The sequence below is a fragment of the Pseudoalteromonas sp. Z9A4 genome (assembly GCF_011378845.1).
Lineage (GTDB): Bacteria > Pseudomonadota > Gammaproteobacteria > Enterobacterales > Alteromonadaceae > Pseudoalteromonas > Pseudoalteromonas arctica.
This window is the reverse complement of sequence record NZ_WTLA01000001.1, coordinates 206,189-224,815: the sequence shown is the minus strand read 5'-3', so window position 1 is coordinate 224,815 and position 18,627 is coordinate 206,189. Positions and strand designations below refer to the sequence as shown.

Annotated in this window: 13 protein-coding genes; 5 read left to right on the top strand and 8 right to left on the bottom strand. The window is 38.1% G+C overall.

The window, feature by feature from the left end; all coding sequences use genetic code 11:
- Nucleotide 1 precedes the first annotated feature (1 nt).
- Together GQR54_RS00955 and GQR54_RS00950 are read right to left on the bottom strand one after the other, a co-directional pair.
- A complete protein-coding gene (locus GQR54_RS00955; protein ID WP_166376273.1) occupies nucleotides 2-1,114 on the bottom strand; it encodes a GNAT family N-acetyltransferase/peptidase C39 family protein in 1,113 nt (370 codons plus the stop codon).
- A 4-nt stretch (nucleotides 1,115-1,118) separates the two neighbouring features.
- On the bottom strand, nucleotides 1,119-2,513 hold the full coding sequence (locus GQR54_RS00950) for a RimK family protein (RefSeq protein WP_166376272.1): 1,395 nt from the start codon (nucleotides 2,511-2,513) through the stop codon (nucleotides 1,119-1,121).
- A 306-nt stretch (nucleotides 2,514-2,819) separates the two neighbouring features.
- Here GQR54_RS00950 and GQR54_RS00945 point away from each other — a divergent pair, with 306 nt between their 5' ends.
- Nucleotides 2,820-3,158, top strand: coding sequence for a zinc ribbon domain-containing protein YjdM (locus tag GQR54_RS00945; RefSeq protein ID WP_166376271.1), 339 nt, complete (start codon nucleotides 2,820-2,822; stop codon nucleotides 3,156-3,158).
- A gap of 188 nt (nucleotides 3,159-3,346) precedes the next feature.
- On the opposite strand, the gene GQR54_RS00940 is transcribed toward GQR54_RS00945, so the two are convergent.
- The 6 genes from GQR54_RS00940 to GQR54_RS00910 all read right to left on the bottom strand — a co-directional run bounded on the left by GQR54_RS00940 (nucleotide 3,347) and on the right by GQR54_RS00910 (nucleotide 10,868).
- A complete protein-coding gene (locus GQR54_RS00940; RefSeq protein ID WP_277344591.1) occupies nucleotides 3,347-4,852 on the bottom strand; it encodes an oleate hydratase in 1,506 nt (501 codons plus the stop codon).
- A 679-nt stretch (nucleotides 4,853-5,531) separates the two neighbouring features.
- On the bottom strand, nucleotides 5,532-6,539 hold the full coding sequence (locus GQR54_RS00930; protein WP_166376268.1) for a DUF4238 domain-containing protein: 1,008 nt from the start codon (nucleotides 6,537-6,539) through the stop codon (nucleotides 5,532-5,534).
- A 329-nt stretch (nucleotides 6,540-6,868) separates the two neighbouring features.
- Nucleotides 6,869-7,345 (bottom strand): GreA/GreB family elongation factor, encoded by a 477-nt coding sequence (locus GQR54_RS00925; RefSeq protein ID WP_166376267.1) that lies wholly within the window; start codon nucleotides 7,343-7,345, stop codon nucleotides 6,869-6,871.
- 186 nt (nucleotides 7,346-7,531) lie between these two features.
- Nucleotides 7,532-8,467, bottom strand: a complete 936-nt coding sequence (secF, locus tag GQR54_RS00920; RefSeq protein ID WP_166376266.1) for a protein translocase subunit SecF — start codon at nucleotides 8,465-8,467, stop codon at nucleotides 7,532-7,534.
- Nucleotides 8,460-10,298 (bottom strand): protein translocase subunit SecD, encoded by a 1,839-nt coding sequence (gene secD, locus GQR54_RS00915; protein WP_165727422.1) that lies wholly within the window; start codon nucleotides 10,296-10,298, stop codon nucleotides 8,460-8,462. The genes secF and secD overlap by 8 nt, the downstream gene beginning before the upstream one ends.
- A 108-nt stretch (nucleotides 10,299-10,406) precedes the next feature.
- Complete coding sequence (locus tag GQR54_RS00910; protein ID WP_165721524.1) at nucleotides 10,407-10,868, bottom strand: hypothetical protein; 462 nt, start codon at nucleotides 10,866-10,868, stop codon at nucleotides 10,407-10,409.
- A gap of 464 nt (nucleotides 10,869-11,332) precedes the next feature.
- On the opposite strand from GQR54_RS00910, the gene GQR54_RS00905 reads away from it, so the two are divergent.
- From GQR54_RS00905 to GQR54_RS00890, 4 genes are all read left to right on the top strand, one after another.
- The gene (locus GQR54_RS00905; RefSeq protein WP_166376265.1) at nucleotides 11,333-13,396 is read left to right on the top strand and encodes a hypothetical protein; all 2,064 of its coding nucleotides are present in this window, start codon (nucleotides 11,333-11,335) and stop codon (nucleotides 13,394-13,396) included.
- 118 nt (nucleotides 13,397-13,514) lie between these two features.
- Nucleotides 13,515-15,293, top strand: a complete 1,779-nt coding sequence (locus GQR54_RS00900; protein ID WP_166376264.1) for an ABC transporter ATP-binding protein/permease — start codon at nucleotides 13,515-13,517, stop codon at nucleotides 15,291-15,293.
- Between the two features lie 240 nt (nucleotides 15,294-15,533).
- Nucleotides 15,534-17,612 (top strand): M13 family metallopeptidase, encoded by a 2,079-nt coding sequence (locus tag GQR54_RS00895; RefSeq protein ID WP_166376263.1) that lies wholly within the window; start codon nucleotides 15,534-15,536, stop codon nucleotides 17,610-17,612.
- 266 nt (nucleotides 17,613-17,878) lie between these two features.
- A complete protein-coding gene (locus GQR54_RS00890) occupies nucleotides 17,879-18,592 on the top strand; it encodes a YebC/PmpR family DNA-binding transcriptional regulator (protein ID WP_024592923.1) in 714 nt (237 codons plus the stop codon).
- Nucleotides 18,593-18,627: the final 35 nt, after the last annotated feature.

Sequence of the window (18,627 nt, the reverse complement as noted above, 5' to 3'; positions counted from 1 at the left end):
CTTATATTTTATTAGCGATAGCCACCGCCGTTCTTAAACGTTGGCTACCAAATGCTGACATTTTACTAAAATCACTTCGTGCAATAGGTACATATTGGCAATCTATTGCGAGTTGCTTGTCGTTATCGGTTTCGCAAAACGGGTCGTGAACATAAACGCAGTGCTCATCAAGGTGAGTAACACACACCCAGTGTGGCGACTTTTTACCGTCAAAACTGTAGGTACTAATTAATAACAGCACGCTAAAGCCTTTACTTAACCACTGCTCAATATGCTCAAGCTCTACATCTTTATGCGTAAGCGGTATGTTTGCTTGCGCTATACCATCTACAAATTGCTGGTGCACGGTAGCTAACACCACTTTTTTGTTCTCGTTGCGTACGCCATCTAAAAACAAAGGCTCTGTGGTATTAACCATGACCTCGCTTTTAAAACCACGCTTATTAGCAGCAAGTGCCAAACCAAACGGATGACAACCACCATGACCCGATGTCATAAAAATAGTGGTGCCTTCACGCCAAAGTGCCAACTCATGCGATTGGTTAAGCTCAGTAGTAGGCTCAAGTGCACCCATAGCCATTAATAGCGCAGCAGGCCCGCAAGTAAACTCGGTAGTTTGCTGATACCACGGCGTTAAACGCGCCACTTTTAACTCACTCGTTTGTCGAATATTTTTTTGCATTCGTAGTGCGTCACTGTGGTCATCGTAATAATCGCTGTATTGACCAAACACCCTGTAACCTAAGCTTTTGTAAAGCCCTATTGCACTGTCGTTATTTACAGCCACTTCTAGGCGAAGGTATAGTCGAGCGCGCTCACACGTTTCTTTTTCTAGACTAGTAAGCAGTGCTTTTGCAATGCCTTTACCTTGCATAGTTGGTAAAACAGCAAGCGAATATAAACGCGCTAAACGCGTGCCTTTATGGCACCACACAAGCCCATAACCACATACTTGCTTGCCATACTCTGCAACGAGCAAAATACCGTGCTTGGCACTTAGCCAGCGTTTTAAACTACGTGGACTCAATTTATCGTTATTAAAGCAGGCGTTTTCAACGTCAATCAGTGCAGTTAAATCACTACCAATAGCTTTTCGAATAACAAGCTTGCTCATGTTATTAACCACGGCCTCGCGCTTCTAAGCGTTGTTTAAACTCATCCATAATGATCATGTATAGCTCGTCGCCTAAATAACCATCTTCTACCTTGTGATCAATACTTGGGTTGTCGTTTACTTCAAGCACGTATGCTTTGCCTTGATGCTCTTTAACATCAACGCCATATAAACCCCTACCTACCGTTTTACACGCTTTTAAAGCAGCATCTAACACGGCTTTTGGTAACTCAAAGGTTGGCAATGTTTCAAAGCCACCAGAGAAAAAACGTTTAGCGTCGTGGTTATAAATTTGCCAATGGTTACGCGCCATTAAATAACGACATGCATAAATAGCACGACCATTTAACACACCCACTCGCCAATCGTATTCGGTATACATATACTCTTGTGCAAGCACTAATGCGCTAAATTCAAACAGCTCTGTAAGCTTAGCATCAAGCTCATCACGGTTTGAAACTTTATAAACACCTTTTGAGAAAGACCCTTCAGGCATTTTTAAAACAAGCGGATACGTAAAGGCTTCTTCTAATTGAGTAAGCGTTTCACTTGACTGATCAGCTACTACAACTGTTTTTAAACTTGGCACTTTTTGATAATTAAATGCATCGTGTAAATACACTTTATTACAACAACGTAAAATAGACTCAGCATCGTCAATAACCACTAAACCAAGGCTTTGCGCTTTGCTCGCAAGGCGATATGTTGGGTGGTCAATCGCTGTAGTTTGGCGAATAAATAACGCATCAAACTGAGCAATGTTATCAATTTCGTCAAAGCTTAATGCTTGTGCATTAATCCCGTGTTTAGCGGCGGCTTTAATAAAACGTGCAATGGCGTCTTTATCGCTCGGCGGTACTTTTTCGTTATGATCAACAAGTATTGCCATGTCCCATCTAAAACGACGTTGCACCGCACCAATACGCCACTGCGTTTTAGTAAAGTTATCTAGCTTGGCAACAAAGTCGCTGTACTGCTGCTCATTTAAAGACGATAACGATCCTTGCTGTAGTAAGCCTTGCTCATCAACAAATAAAATAGGCGCTGGGTATTGTTTAAATACCGACTTTGCCGCTTTTGATTGTAAATCGTTTAGTGCATTACCAAAGTAAAGTGTGCCATCTATTTGGCCCACATTTAACATAGGGGCTTGGCCACTACGAAGTGCGTTTATTGTTTTTACACTTGGCAAAACTTGGTGCTTGCGCGCCTCAGCAAGTAACGAGCAATAGTAACCTTTGCTCAAGTATTGGCTTGAGTCGCACAGATTAATAATGCGTGTTTTGGGTTCATTTTGTTTTGGGTAATCACGTAAATAAGTATTAAAGGTAATTACATTTTCGAACGATTGAGCAAGCGTTTGCTCGTTGTTATCAACCACAATTAAGGTTTTAAACACGACTTTTCCTAGTTAAGTCAAAATATAAAAAGCATGCTTAAGTAACATTACTAAGCATTATAAATAGAAACACCCATCGTACTAAGTGGGCATTGCGCGAATCACTTAATACGATGGGTGCTTTAACAGGTACCTACTGTACGAGTTAGCGCTTAAATTGCTTAAGCGACATATGCTTTATATGCCCTTTTTTTAAAACGCACAAACGAGATATTTTTAGCGTGAAGATGAAAAATATTGATTAACTATATTTTCCACCTAATGCAGATTAAAATATGCAAAACAGTACCTTATAAGAGTTTAAAAATGTCGCTACCTGCTTGCCCAAAATGCCAATGTGAATATGTTTACGAAGACCAACAGCTACTTATTTGCCCCGAGTGCGCTCATGAGTGGAACCCGAATAATACAAACGATGACGACGCTATTTTAGTTAAAGATGCCAACGGCACTGTGCTAAATGATGGCGACAAAGTGACAGTAGCCAAAGATTTAAAAATTAAAGGCAGCTCGCAAGTAATTAAAATTGGCACCAAAGCGGTAGTTAGAAGAGTACTTGATAAAAAAGATCACGAACTTGATTGCAAAGTAGAAGGCATTGGCGAAATGATGGTAACAGCAAAGTTTGTGAAAAAGGCTAACTAGTTTGAGTAGGTCGGATAAATGGAGAAGCCATATCATCCGAAAATTAATTCATGAATAAAAATAAGCGTTTATTGTGTTGGTAATTAGGACGGGTGTCATCCTAATTACTTCATTAAATAGATAGCTTTTGTTGTTTAATTTTTTATAACTCTCTGATGGCACTCGTTACAAGCGAGTGTTCGTGGGGATTAATTTAAAATTGCTTTTGCATTTTTTAAGTTATCCCATAGATGGTGTTGACCAAAGTACATTTCAGGTGGCTTTATTGAAGGGTCTATTAATTTGTTAATGGCTAATATAGCCCCACGAACACTATATTCAGTTGTGAACACTATCCCATCAGGTATTTCAACAAATTGTCCTAACAGCGCAAAGTTTTGCGAACCTTTAGGTACAACAGGAGGTCGGTCACCTTCGGTTCTAGGTAAAAATTGAGAAATTCCGTAAGGTAATCTACAAGGTATACAGTAAGATGTTTCAAGAAGTTCTGTTTTTTCATCTTCATCTAAATCCCCCCATAAATGTCCTAAAAGCTCTTCTAAAATTTCTTTTCCAGTACATTCATACATAGGTTTTTTTACAAATTGACCAATATTATCCTCACCTAATGCTGAAACCCAAATTACACAAGTATCTGCCGCTTGCCACGGGAAAAAAGGCTGACGATAGGTGTGTACATGCATTATCCATGGAGATTGTGTTAAAGGTAATGGGCTTTGTCCTCCCATTTGTCGTTCAACTAACCATTGGAATTTTCTTTCAAAAAGATTTCCTCTAAACGTTACGGTAAAGTGCATCATTCTAGAAAGTGAAACGTCACGTAAATAACGGTCTGGTCTGCCGAGGTCTGCTTGTTTTGATACTATGTTTTGCCATAACTGGTAAGCTTCGCCTGGTTTTTCTGCAGGTGTTGTAGATACTGGCTCATCGTGGGAGCCATAAGAATGATTAGAAACAATTGAGCCGATTGTCAAGAATGCCTTGTCTTGTGGTCTAACTTCTATTGAATCTAAGATTTTATCTTCTGCATTTTTTAAATGTAAGCGTTCTACCCAGCGTTTATCATCACTTTCTTTAAAATCAACATCCGTAACACAAGTATTATAATGTATTTGAACGCCTTTTTTTGTTAAGAGTTTAATAGCAGGTAGAATGAACGAGTGGTAGTTTGTGTAACGTGTACGTTCTAAAGAGGTCATTTTTTCCATATCAGACATACGGTGATAAAATAGTTTCATGTAACGTTTCATCTCTATCGCAGAGTGCCATGGCTGAAAAGCAAAAAGAGCACGCCACATATACCAGTAATTACTCTTGAAAAAATCGTCACTAAAATAATCAGTGATTTTAGCATCTGCTGGGATCTTAGATTCTGGTATTTCTATTAATCGAGCCATTTGAAGAGCTTCAGTAGCACCTAATCCAAGATCGTGCCCAGTATCTTTCTCTCCGTTTGCATGTAATAGCCTAACCACAGTGTCCATATTGCATTCTTTAGCATTAGCTTCGTAATCGTCTAGGCAAGATCCAAGTTCGTCATAAGGTATTAAAGACCAAAATTCTTTAGTGCAGCAATATACTTTATCTTCGTACATACGGCTGCCTCGCATTATGTAAACAGGCTTGCCATCAATCATTTTAAAAGATGCATCCATTGACCCACCGACTAAATCAGTTTCAGTGTTTTTTTTCAAAAATGTGAATTTTTTCTGGGGCGAAACCAACTTTCTGCACTAAGTAAACTGCAGCTGATAAGGAACCTAATCCTAATCCGTTTAAATAAATTTTAGAATTGCTCATAGTATGTACTTCGTTAAAAAATGATTTAATAAGTAAGTAAAAATATACTCTTCGACTTTTTTCAGTCAAATGTTTGCTTTCACAAATTAAAGTTTAAATGATATAGAATAACTTTAGTCAGTTTTGAGAGAAAACTGTTTGCATAGCTTAGCTTTTTGTATTTGTAGTGGTACAGGTTAATTAGAAGATATTATCCGAAGAAAACAAACTTTAGCAAAGTAAGCCATCAGCAATTAAAAAAGGTAGAGGAGCAACTAAATAATCGCCCTAGAAAATGTTTAGGATTTAAAACACCAAATGAAGTCTATAATGAATTAGGTGGTGCACTTCCAATTAGAATCTAGGGTGTCATCCTAATTTGGATCCTAATTTTGATCCTAATTTTGATCCTAATTTTGTCACGATAGTTGGCAGCAAGAAGCAAAGGAAAACCCCATAATACCATCATCAGATCATTGGTATTTAAGTGGATAAGAATCCTATTTAGATGCTTGAAAAGTAAGGGTTCACCGCTATTAAAATTTGCGGTGGAATGTGAGCTTTAGCGCTTGCTGTCCACCTCAGGGCGTGTTGTTATATTTCAATGCCAGGATGTAACTCTCGTAATTTCTCATCTGTAACACCAAAAACTGAAAAAGGATTAATCCCCATCGAAAACTCAACACCATAAAATGGTTTTAATTCATACTCTCTGTTCTGTGGATATTCAACATTATCAGTAATACTCATTAAATTAATAATGCGATTCATTTGCTCTAATTCCGATATTGCATTATCCGCAGTGGATAACATAAATGGGACTTGAGGGTTTACCCCGAGCAACTGTAGATTCATGTGATTAGTTGCCCAATCGTTATTCCTTTTCGCGACAATTAATGAATTAGAAGTTGATCTTATGATGTCAAAGTTAATTTTAAACGTATCACCTTTTGATAGTTTGTGAAGTTCCTGTTTAGGTGGAGGCATTTCCATACCTTTAGGTATATAAAAACTTTCAATAAATGAACAAGCAACAAAACATTTTTTAGGACTAAGGGGGTAATATATGGTCGTAGTTGGATTATTGAGAAAACCAGTCATATAAACAGGGTTATCAGTTCGTACAAAGTAATCATCCTCTGCGGCTTCAAGAATCACCCAATTTCGATTTGCAATATACTTGTTTTCATCACACCACTGGCAACCAATTATTTTATCTTTATATGATTCGTCACCACCGTTCAATTCTTCTAACTTATCTCTATATTTAAAATAACTTGGAGTCCTTACAGTCTGAGTAATAATAAACTGTCCCCATTTCATTCTTTCATCTGGCGACAAAAACTCATTCAATAACAGCTTTTCATAAAGCAAACAGGCTTGGTTTTCTAATTCAGTATCAAGCCGATCTTCAACAGATTGTGAATATAAATTATATTTAAAACCCCATGCCGTTTTGCCTTTATCTTTATGCGCTTCTACAACACATTGTCTATTCTCGCAAAAGTAATAATAACTGTAATGCCAACCTTCCTTTTCGCTTGTCCAGTTTTGATTGGCGAAAGTAGGGCTAAAATGATTCTTATTAGTTGGATTCTTCATAACCCCGCCTGCAAACATAAAACCTTATTGAACACCACTTTGGGGGTTTATAACACCCCAAAACGGCGTCTATTACATGCCTCAATAATTCCACCAAACAACTCTAATGTAAACAAGTAATTACGTATGTTATAAAATTACCGTTGTTAAAATACACCAAAACGACTTTTAATAATGTTATAGGACAAAATCCACAAACTGTATATATAAACAGTTTAATTTAAATTAAATAGTAGAGAGAATAAATATCATCCAACAATTAAATTGTTGATAGGTAAAGTTTTAATAATTGCCTTGTGCAATGGCAGTCCACTTAAAAAACCAACCCCTTATAAAATCTCTACCACCACGTATTCGTGGGCTTTACCTGCGATTATTAACGTAATTTCATCATCAATCTGTTTATTTAATAACTGCTTACCCATTGGTGCGCCGGGTGTTACAACAGCAATTGCGTGCTGTTTAACGTTTACTGTTAAACCACCAGCTGCAGGGCCTAAATAAAACCATTTTTGGGCTGCGTTATCATCTTCTAAACACACCAGCGAACCGATAGCTATTTTGTCGGTTGGTTTTTCGTTAAATGCAGGCTCAAACAATTCTATGCTTTTATAGCAATCGTTTACGCGCTGGGCTTGGCCTTGTGCTAAATATGCGGCTTCGAGCCCTAGGGTATCGTATTTGTTTTCTGCTATGTTTTCTTCATGTGTGGCGGTGTCGTGCGCGGTTTTTGCCGCTACTTTTGCTGTTGTAAGCTGCGCTTCTAGTGCAAAACGAAGATGTTCGATAACGTGGGTTTTATTCATGGGGATTAATACAATACAGGCTGTAAAAAATAAGGCAGCCAGTTTAACATTTTTGCGAGGCTTAAAACCATTGTTTTAAACCCCGCTAGGTTGGTTAGAATACTCGCGGGGTTTAAATAAGCATTAAACAAGCAAAGAGCCATTGACTGGTTGGTGCAGCTCTTTGCTTGTGCTTTATTAAAAACCTTATGGCATATCTAATAATGTTTGCGTGTGGGCATCTACTTTAACTTCGTAGTTTTTAGCGCTTAAGCCCAATAGTTCTGGCAAGGTTGCCGCTATACAAATAGACGAGAACGTACCCACTACAATGCCGGTAAATAATGCAATAGCAAAGCCTTGTAGTGGTGCACCTGCAAGTAGCCAAACACTTGCAACTGTTGCAAGTGTGGTACCCGAGGTTATTAAAGTGCGTGTTAGTGTACTTTTAATCGCATTATTAATAATAGTCGCAGGGCTAAGTACATTGTTTGATTGAACACGTAAAAGCTCGCGTACTCTATCCCCTACTATTATTGAATCGTTAAGTGAGTAACCAATAATAGCCAGTAAACTTGCCAGTACAGTTAGGTTAAATTCAATTTGTAATAGTGAAAATAACCCAAGTACAAGTATTAAGTCGTGCACTAGCGCAACCACAGAGCCAACCGCTAAACGCCATTCAAAGCGAACTGCAAGGTAAAGCATTACCGCAATCATTGCAGCAAACATGGCTAAACACCCTTGATCAAATAACTCATCGCCCACTTGCGAGCCAATATAGGCCGACGATAAAACCTGTGCGTTTATATCATCGCTTTGTGTAACAGCGCTTTGCCAATCAAGGCTATTAGCTGTTGTTGATGCACTTGGCGCTTCTCTTAATTGAAAATGGCTATTACCTTGCGCGGTTAGCTCAAACTCACCGTTGTGATTTTTAGCAATAAACGATTGAAGCTCTTTTAGTTCAACACTTTGGCTGGTTGTAAACTCAGTTAAATAACCGCCGGTAAAATCTAGGCCAAAATTTAGACCTTTTTGCGTAAGCGTAAATACTGATAGTAGCACTAAGATGGCGCTTAAAAGCATGCCCATAAAACGTAAACGTGTGCCCTTTTCACCTTTTAAAAAAGTGTTAAGCATGTGCTTTTACTCCTGCTTTTTTACCCATTTTTAAATACAACGTTTGGCTTAATATTTTTGATACGTACACACCTGTAAATACAGACGTTAAAAGCCCCAGTGCGAGTGTAATGGCAAAACCTTTAACGGGCCCATAGCCTATGCCATATAAAATAAGTGCGGTGATCATGGTGGTTATATTGGCATCAAATATTGTATTTGCGGCTTGTTTATACCCCTCTTGAATAGCCTGATACGGTGCACGGCCTTGGCGACGTTCTTCTTTAATGCGTTCAAATATTATTACGTTAGTGTCTACCGCCATACCTATGGTTAGCACCAGGCCTGCAATACCCGGAAGCGTTAACACAACCCCTGGTAATAATGACATTAAGCCCACCAGCGATGTTAAATTTAATATAAGTGCTACGTTTGCAATAAGGCCTAAGCGGCGATACCAAAGCGCCATAAATGCAAGGGTAATACCCATACCTAACATAAGCGCGGCTAAACCATTACTTATGTTTTCGCTGCCAAGGCTTGGTCCTATTGTTTGTTCGTGCACAATTGTAACGGGTGCTGTAAGCGAGCCTGCACGTAGTAGCAATGCTAGGTCGGCTGCCGCTTGTTGGCTTTTCATATTGGTGATACTAAAACGTGAACTTAAATGCTGAGCAATATTGGCAACGTTAATAACTTCGCTTTTTTTAACTACTTCGCCTTTAGCGTTTTGAGAATACTCAGAGTAAACCGTCGCCATTGGCTTACCAATATTGGCTTTTGAAAACGCCGACATTGCATCACCACCTTGGCCGTCTAAGCTTAGTTGTACCAATGGTTTACCCCAATCGTCGCGGCCTATGTTTGCATTATTAATATGATCGCCTGTAAAAATTGGCACAGGATCGAGCTTTATCGTTCCGCCCGATTGCATATTAAATGTTTGCCCGCCAATTTCTTTTAATTGATAAAAACCAAGCGATGCTGTTGCACCAATAATACGTTTTGCTTCGGTTGGATCTTGCACGCCTGGTAGCTCTATACGAATGCGATGTTTGCCTTGTTGCTGTGTTACCGCTTCGGTAATGCCTAACTCTTCAATACGCGAACGAAGGGTTGTAAGTGTTTGCCCCATAACCTCTTTATCAAAGCTGCTGCGGCCTTGCTCTGAATAACTAAATTTGGCAGTTTTAACGCTGCCGTTATTGCTTGTTACAACGGCTAAATTAACAAATCGGCTTTGTAGCTCTTCAATAACGGGGGTTAACTTGTCGGTTGCATTAGGCAATGCGTTTATTTCAAACCCCTGCTGAGTTTGCTGCGCTTTTACGCCATGTGCTTTTTGCTTAATAATAATTGATTTAGCTTGTTGATACGCACTGACTAACTGCTCATCAACGGCTTTATCTAAATCTACGTCTAGTACAAATAGCACACCGCCATTTAAATCAAGGCCCAGCTTTATTGGTGATAAACCAAAATCTTGTAACCATGTTGGGCTGGTTGCATGCTCAACAATTTTAACTTGCGTGTTTGGATATTGCGCTTTTATAGCCGCTTGCGCCTGAGCGCTTTTAGTTGGCTCGTTTAAAAGTATATTAATAGTCGATTGCTTATCTAAACCCTGCTCAACCTCTAGCCCTTGTTTATTTAAAAAAGTAACTAGCGTTTTAGTGCTCGGTAAAGATTGCGTTTCGCTGTGCGGCGTACTACTTACGTGCAACCACGATTTATTTGGATATAGGTTTGGTAATGCGCTGATAGCTAATAAAACCAATACTATTAGCATGGCTATATAGCTTAATTTGAACTTAGCCGAAGACGGCTTTTTATCTTTTTTAAAACTTAACATGTTGAATCCTTATTGCCAGCAAAGCTAGCAACGTGCTTTTTAAAAGCACAATTAATCTGCAGGCTAAAACTTTAAAAGTTAAAACCTAATAAAATTAAATAAGGAAAATTAAGCGTGGTAGGTAGTTACAGCTCTGTAGAGTAAGTTTACGTCTTTCCAGCCACTCAAGCGCGACTTTTTACTATTAGTTACAAGCGTATACCAAGGCTGTATAGGATTAATCGCTCTTGGTCGTAAGAATATATGCCTAACAAGATTTTGAGCAAAAAATTCAAAAACCACATCGTATTCTGGCTCACTTTGAACAGTGTGCAAAAACAATGATGAATTATTGGCTGTTAACCTTGGTTGGTGCGCGTCAAAATCGGTTTGATGCGTTTTTTTATGCTGCGAAGTATCTACAGACTTACTAATAGGCTGTATTTTAGTTAAATCGGCAATATCAGTAAGCGAAACCTGCGTACTAATATTGATATTTAAATTTTGAGAGGCGCCCATAGCATTGCTCTGCACACTAAAAAGTGCAGCAAGTAGCAAAAAGGCAGTTAAAAACACTCTAAATTTAAACATTCACGTTTTAAAACTAAAATAAGGGATGCGTAGTATATAAGGGCTAGTATTTAAAATACAATAGCCTGCTCGGTAATTTAGTTTGATTTTGCCACTTAACCTAGGCCGCTGCCGTTGATTTAGGTTGAGCGAATTATTTGCATATTATTTTGAAAATTTAATTTACAAAACACGTTACGTTTAAATCTACTTCTTCGGTAACATACCTTCCCCTTATCAAATAAAAATAGAGTAATTATTTAGGGTTACTCTTCATCTATTATTTGCAGTTTCATTATTCATTTAACGTTCATTTAGTGGTTTTTTTTGGTAAAATAACAGCTAACCAATTACGTTTTTTACTATTAAATAAACGCGTAAGTTACAGCGAATATACGAAATTAATACAATAAAATGTAAAAAATAGCTAAATTTTGATTTTCTTAATTATGTTATGGACAGTAAATAAGGTAGGAAAGGTCATTATGAAAAAAAACATACTTAGTAAAATAACCTCAAAATTTTACAATAAAAGCTTAAAGCTAATAAATACCCTAAGTAATGATACTGACCTAAAAAAGCTAATAAACAACAGTGAAATAGTCTCTTTTGATATTTTCGATACAGTGATCCTCAGAAAAGTCTTCAAACCAGCTGATATTTTTACAATAGTTGAAAATTTATATAATGATAAACATAAAAAGTTAGAAATAGACTTTAAAAGTATCCGAAGTAAAGCCGAACCAGAAGCAACTAAAATATTAGCTCAGGTAAATAGCACTCAATCGATTGGCTTAGATGAAATTTACGCACATATACAAAAAATACATAATTTAGACAGTAAAATAATAAATGTACTAAAAGCACTAGAGATCGAAATAGAATTAAAATTTTGTGTCAAAAACGAATATATGTACTCTTTTTATCAATATTGTATTGATAATGGGAAAAAAGTTATTTTCACTTCAGATATGTACTTACCTGAATATGTAATAAAAAAAATCCTTCACGATAATGGGTACAAAAAATTCCATCAATTATACTTATCATCTGTAATTCGTAAATCGAAGTCTAAAGGTGGATTATACTCACATATTATTAATGACCTATCTTGTAAACCATCTAAAATTTTACATATTGGGGATTATTATTACGCCGATGTGATCAATGCGATGAAAGAAGGCATAAAGCCTTATTATTACAAAAAAACAAGTGAATATGCGTTGAGCCATAATTCGTTTAAAAGACTAAGACAGCTATATCCCCCGAAGCTATCCATAGAAGAATCTATTTATTTTGCGACAATTATTAATAAAACCTTTACCCAAAGAAATAATAACAATGAGAATATTTGGTACGACTTTGGTTATGTTTACTGCGGAATTATATATTTTGGCTTAACTCGCTGGTTTACTGGTCAGGTCATGCATCAAGAAATAGAACATATATTTTTTCTTGCTCGCGACGGCTATGTTATGAATAAAGTTTATACCCTTATGAACCAAGGAACGAGTACGCCTCCTAGTAAATACATGTATGCATCGAGAAGGGCTATAAATATCCCTACCATATACAATGGTATAGATGAGCATTCAATAAAAGTACTGTGTCATTTCGTTCCTAATTTAAGCGTTGAAAATTACCTTGATAGAGTCGATATAGATGCAAAAAAACATATTGACCAAATAAAAGAAGCTGGGTTTTCTGATCAAAAACATACAATAGAAACAGATAACGATAAGAATAAATTAGCTAAATTATTTAATTTATTAGCCAATGATGTATGCAATATTGCGGCTGTCGAAAGAGAAAACCTATTAACATACTTGCATCAGATTGGGTTTATGGATACAAAAAAAGTCGCTATTGTTGATATTGGGTGGCAAGGAACAATTCAGAATTCGTTAAATAAGTTAATGCTACTAGAAAATAAAGAAATAGATATTAATGGCTATTATCTTGGCACATTTCAGACCGCTATGAAGTTTGCTAAAAAAGGGTTTCCGATGTCTGGTTATATGTGTAACTTTTCGGAACCTAAAAAAAATCATCAGGTTTTATCTAAAGGTGTACACATGTTCGAGTTTATTTTTTCGGCGCCTCACGGCTCTGTAATTAAATTTGATAAAAAGAATGATAAAGCTGAGCCAGTTTTCGAGCCTAATGATTTTTCTAACGGTAAGTTAGATACGATAAACGAATTTCAAAAAGGTGCTATAGATTTTATTACTGACTTTATGGCTACTGAGAGAGATTATAAAACAATGAATATAGCCCCTGAAACAGCTATAAAACCTATATCTCGGTTATTAAACAGCCCTACCTATAGCGAATCTGTAAATTTTGGCAACCTCAAACATTCTGAGTATGTGGGTGCAAATAGCCATGAAAGTTACTTTGCTAAAACATCAGATCCATTAAAAATGTTTATTAATCCGATTAAGTTTAAGCAAGCCTATAACAAATCATTATGGAAAGCTGGTTTCAGAAAACGCTACATGAGATATATTTTACCAGAAAACATATACTGCTATTTTAGAAAACATTAATTTGGTAAACGCATTTTAATGCTTAAAATTAAACTAGTATCTTTCCTTATTTCAATTTACTGAGCTTGTTAGCTTATAAGTTAGTTTATTTACCCATATACCAACTCTGAGATACTGAATGCGGCCCAGACAAAGCAGTGAAAAACGACCAGACGCCATGAATTTACGCCAAAGTGTAAAAACACTGTGGCCCTACCTTACAAAATTTAAAGGCCGTGTTTTCATTGCACTTATGGCGCTTATAGGCGCAAAAGGTGCCACGCTTTTAATGCCTTGGGCGCTTAAAGAAATTATAGACTCGGTAGATAAGTCGATTAACCCACTGTTAGTTATTCCCGCTTTATTGTTATTGATGTACGGTGCACTGCGTTTTGCTAGCGTATTTTTAGGTGAAATAAGAGATGCTGTATTTTCGCGCGTAACCGAGCACGCTATGCGTGATATTGGTTTAAAGGTATTTAAGCATTTGCACTCACTTGAGCTGGCTTTTCATTTAGACAGGCAAACTGGCGGTATTAGCCGCGATATAGAACGCGGTACTAGCGGGTTAAGTTTTTTAATGCGCTTTTTAATGTTTAACATTGTGCCTACTTTGTTTGAAATACTTACCGTTGCGATTATTTTTGGCACGTTGTTTTCTGTTTGGTTTGCGCTTATTACATTATTGGCAGTTGCTATTTATATTACCTTTACTGTGGTGGTTACTCAGTGGAGAAACCGCTTTATTAGAGAAGCAAATGCTGCCGACAATCAAAGTAATACCCGCGCCATAGACAGCCTACTTAATTATGAAACTGTAAAATATTTTAATAATGAGCAGTTTGAAGCAAAAACGTACGACACCTTTTTAGCAAACTGGGAAAAAGCCCGTTTAAAAAATAGAATGTCGCTGCTCGCCCTCAACTCAGGCCAAGCACTTATTATCGCTTGTGCTATTACCGCTTTAATGTGGTTGGGCTCAACCGAGGTAGTTGCAGGTACACTCTCTATTGGTGAACTTGTGATGATTAACGCGTATATGATTCAATTGTTTTTACCACTTAACTTTTTAGGTTTTGTGTACCGCGAAATAAGACGCGCCCTAACCGACCTTGAAAACATGCTTGGGCTACTTAACAAAAAACCACAAATAACCGATGCACTTAATGCTAAAGAGCTCAATATTAGCCAAGGTGAAATAACATTTAACAATGTAAGTTTTAGTTACGATGCGCACCGCCCGATCCTTAATAACCTTAGCTTTAGTGTTAAAGCTGGCAGCAAAGTAGCCATTGTTGGTGCCAGTGGTGCAGGTAAAAGTTCATTAGCGCGACTGCTTTATCGTTTTTATGATGTAAGCGCTGGTGAAATTAGTATTGATAATCAAGCTATAAACTCAGTAACACTTAATAGTTTACGAAAAGCCATTGCAATAGTCCCGCAAGATACCGTGTTGTTTAACACCACGATTCGTGAAAATATCGCTTACGGTAGACCATCAGCAAGCGATGCAGAAATTGACGAAGCCATTGCTATGGCGCATTTAAAAGACTTTATAGCGACACTTGATAAAGGCGATAAAACGCTGGTTGGCGAGCGCGGTTTAAAAGTATCCGGCGGCGAAAAACAGCGTATTGCTATTGCGCGCGCCATTTTGAAAAAATCCCCTATTTTAATTTTTGATGAAGCAACTTCAGCCCTCGATTCTCATTCTGAGCAAGCAATACTCGCAGCAATGCGTGAAGTTGCCAGTAACCATACGAGTATTGTTATTGCTCATCGGTTATCCACTATTACCGATGCAAACACCATTATTGTGCTCAAAGCCGGACAAATTATTGAGCAAGGTAAGCACGATGAGTTACTTACACTCGCCGGAGAATATGCCCGTATGTGGGAGCTTCAGCATAAAAAATAAATAGTGTGTAACCCCTCTTAGCTCGGATACTTTCAAGTATTCGAGCTAAATAAAGCTTTTATAGCACCTATTAGCCTTTCTCTTTTCCTCTATATTAGTTTTATCGAGCACTGTGGTGATTCACCTCAAAAGGTTTGTTTGTCTGATTAATATCAATAACAATCGATAAGTTAAATATTCGTAACAATAAAAATGATTCACTGCTGCTTTAATTCAATCAGTGATACTCAGGAGTAAGTAATGAAAAAGAGTTTAATTGCCGCAGCATTAGCTGCCACATTTATTACCGGTTGTTCAGAGCCGCAAACAACAAAAACAGACGAGCAACAACCTAAAGTAGCCACTGCAGCAGTAACAGAAAAAGCAGAGTTAGGTAGTTTTGGTGTTGACCTAACAGCCCGTAACGAAGCCGTGAAACCAGGCGATGACTTTTTTATGTATGCCAGTGGCACGTGGTATGACAACTACGTAATGCCTGCAGATAAAACCCGCTACGGTGCATTTTCAGGATTAGCTGAGCGCAGCGAAGGCGATGTTAAAGCTATTATTGAAGAAATAGCCGCACGTAAAGATTTAAACGCCGAAGAAAAACTAGTCGCTGATTTTTACAATGCGTATATGGATACCGAAACACTTAATAAACTCGGTGTAGCGCCTATTAAGCCATTGTTAAGTGAAATTAGTGATATAGCGTCAACTGACGATTTAGCTGAAATGTTTGGTAAGTCTTGGTTAACCGGTAATAAAGCCCCTTTGGGCGGCGGCATGTGGTTTAATCGCCTAGACCCTAACAAATATGAAATGTCACTAGGTGCGGGTGGGTTAGGCCTACCAGATCGCTCTTACTACCTTGAAGACGCTGAGCGCTTTGTAAAAACCCGTACAGCTTATGTTGCTCACATTGCTGACATGCTTGAGTTTGCAGGCACTGAAAATGCAACTGAGCGCGCTCAAGCTATTCTTGATCTTGAAACCAAAATTGCACAAGGTCACTGGCCTCGCGAAAAGCGCCGTAATCGCGATTTAACCCTAAACCAAGTTGAACGTGCCGATTTAAGCACTGCTTATCCTGGTTTTAACTGGGATTTATATTTTGCGCAAACAGGTTATAAAGTACCTCAGTTAAATGTATCTCAGCCTGAACCAATAAAAGCGATGATTGAGCTAATCAATCAAGAAGATATTGCAGTATGGAAAGACTACCTAACGTATCACGCTATTAGCGGTAACGCAGGTTTACTATCAGAAGACGTATTTAATACTAATTTTGCTTTTTTTGGTAAAGAATTAAACGGACAACAAGAACCTCGTCCTCGATGGAAACGTGCAATAAGTGAAATGTCGGGCACAAGTTCGCTTGGTTTTGCTATTGGTAAAATATACGTAGCGCGTTACTTCCCTGAGTCATCAAAACAACAAATGTCAGAGCTAGTTGAAAACCTTCGTACAGCCCTTGGTGAACGTATTGATAACCTAGAGTGGATGGGCGATGCAACTAAAGTAAATGCGCGCGCTAAACTGGCTGCATTTGTACCAAAAATTGGTTACCCCGATGTATGGCAGTCTTATGACGGTTTAAGCATTACTAAAAACGATTTAATTGGTAATGTGAAAAACATGCGTGAGTTTTTCCACGCAGAAAGTGTTGAAAAAGAGCTACAAAAAACAGACCGAAATCGCTGGGGCATGACGCCACAACGCGTAAACGCTTACTACAATAGCTCGTTTAATGAAATTGTATTTCCGGCTGCGATATTACAACCGCCATTTTTCGATCCAAATGCCGATCCGGCTGTAAACTATGGCGGTATTGGCGCTGTAATTGGTCACGAAATGGGTCATGGATTTGACGATCAAGGTTCAAAATCTGACGAAAACGGTGTGCAACGTAATTGGTGGACTGATGCTGACCGCGCTGCATTTGACAAAAAAGCCGATCAACTGGCTGCGCAGTACAGTAAATACGAGCCAATTGAAGGTAATTTTGTTAATGGTCGAAATAGCCTTGGCGAAAATATTGGTGATGTGGGTGGTTTGTCGATGGCTTATCACGCGTACAAGCTAAGTTTAAATGGTAAAGAAGCGCCTTTAATAGACGGCGTGACTGGCGATCAACGTTTCTTCCTTGCGTGGGCACAAGTATGGAAAGAAAAACGTACTGAACAAAGCATGCTTAACCAACTTCGTGGTGGCACACATGCACCAGGTCGCTTTAGAGCACAAGCGCCACGTAACCACGATGCATGGTACAAAGCGTTTGATGTAAAACCAGGCGATGCGCTCTACCTTCCTGAAGATGAACGTGTGCGTATTTGGTAAGTAACATGGGGCTTTAATTAGCCTCGTTTAATTTTATTACCCTTTAGGCAACTCATTAAATGAGTTGCCTTTTTATTGAGTTAAATTTGCTCTGAGACCCCTCTTTAAGTCAGCGCCAAAACGCCTCAATAAAATGCAATTTAGATAGATTTTAAACACGACAGTTTTAATCTGCCTTAATACTTACTAGCCCTTGAATGCATTTACCTTTAGAATACGCACTATAATTTTATTCTATTATTTACATATATTAAGGCGAAACGCAGATGGGAAGAGCTTACCAAAACAAAAAAGATTCAATGGCTAAGACTGCGGGTGCTAAAACTAAAGTTTATTCTAAGTACGGCAAAGAAATTTATATTTGTGCTAAAAACGGCGGTGTAGACCCAGATGGTAACTTATCATTACGTCGTTTAATTGAGCGCGCTAAAAAAGACCAAGTGCCAGCACACGTTATTGACCGCGCAATAGACAAAGCAAAAGGCGGCGGCGGTGAAGACTACTCAGCAACACGTTACGAAGGTTACGGCCCAGGTAACTGTATGATTATTGTTGATTGTTTAACAGACAACAACAAGCGTACCTTTGCTGATGTACGTGTTTGTTTTACTAAAGCAAATGCTAAAATTGGCGCTCAAAACTCTGTTTCACATTTATTTGATCACCTTGCTATTTTTGTATTTGACGGTGATGACGACGAAACAGTACTTGAAGCATTAATGATGGCTGATGTTGATGTAACTGACGTAGAAGTAGATGACGGTAAAGTCACTGTTTTTGCTCCTCACACAGAGTACAACAACACACGTACAGCGCTTGAAGAAATGGGCGTGACTGAATTTGACGAAGACCTAATTAGCTTTGTGCCACAAATTGAAACGCCGATTGAAGGCGAAGACGTTGAAGTTATGGAACGCTTTTTAGCAATGTTAGAAGATTGCGACGACGTACAAAACGTTTACCATAACGCGCAATTCTAAAGAGTAATTTAGTAAGTTAGAACGACTTTAAGCCA

Coding starts and splice junctions, on each gene's coding strand:
- GQR54_RS00895 (WP_166376263.1), top strand. CDS start 15,534: ATGAAAAAGAGTTTAATTGCCGCAGCATTAGCTGCCACATTTATTACC.
- GQR54_RS00890 (WP_024592923.1), top strand. CDS start 17,879: ATGGGAAGAGCTTACCAAAACAAAAAAGATTCAATGGCTAAGACTGCG.
- GQR54_RS00900 (WP_166376264.1), top strand. CDS start 13,515: ATGCGGCCCAGACAAAGCAGTGAAAAACGACCAGACGCCATGAATTTA.
- GQR54_RS00925 (WP_166376267.1), bottom strand. CDS start 7,345: ATGAATAAAACCCACGTTATCGAACATCTTCGTTTTGCACTAGAAGCG.
- GQR54_RS00905 (WP_166376265.1), top strand. CDS start 11,333: ATGAAAAAAAACATACTTAGTAAAATAACCTCAAAATTTTACAATAAA.
- secD (WP_165727422.1), bottom strand. CDS start 10,298: ATGTTAAGTTTTAAAAAAGATAAAAAGCCGTCTTCGGCTAAGTTCAAA.
- GQR54_RS00955 (WP_166376273.1), bottom strand. CDS start 1,114: ATGAGCAAGCTTGTTATTCGAAAAGCTATTGGTAGTGATTTAACTGCA.
- GQR54_RS00930 (WP_166376268.1), bottom strand. CDS start 6,539: ATGAAGAATCCAACTAATAAGAATCATTTTAGCCCTACTTTCGCCAAT.
- GQR54_RS00910 (WP_165721524.1), bottom strand. CDS start 10,868: ATGTTTAAATTTAGAGTGTTTTTAACTGCCTTTTTGCTACTTGCTGCA.
- GQR54_RS00945 (WP_166376271.1), top strand. CDS start 2,820: ATGTCGCTACCTGCTTGCCCAAAATGCCAATGTGAATATGTTTACGAA.
- secF (WP_166376266.1), bottom strand. CDS start 8,467: ATGCTTAACACTTTTTTAAAAGGTGAAAAGGGCACACGTTTACGTTTT.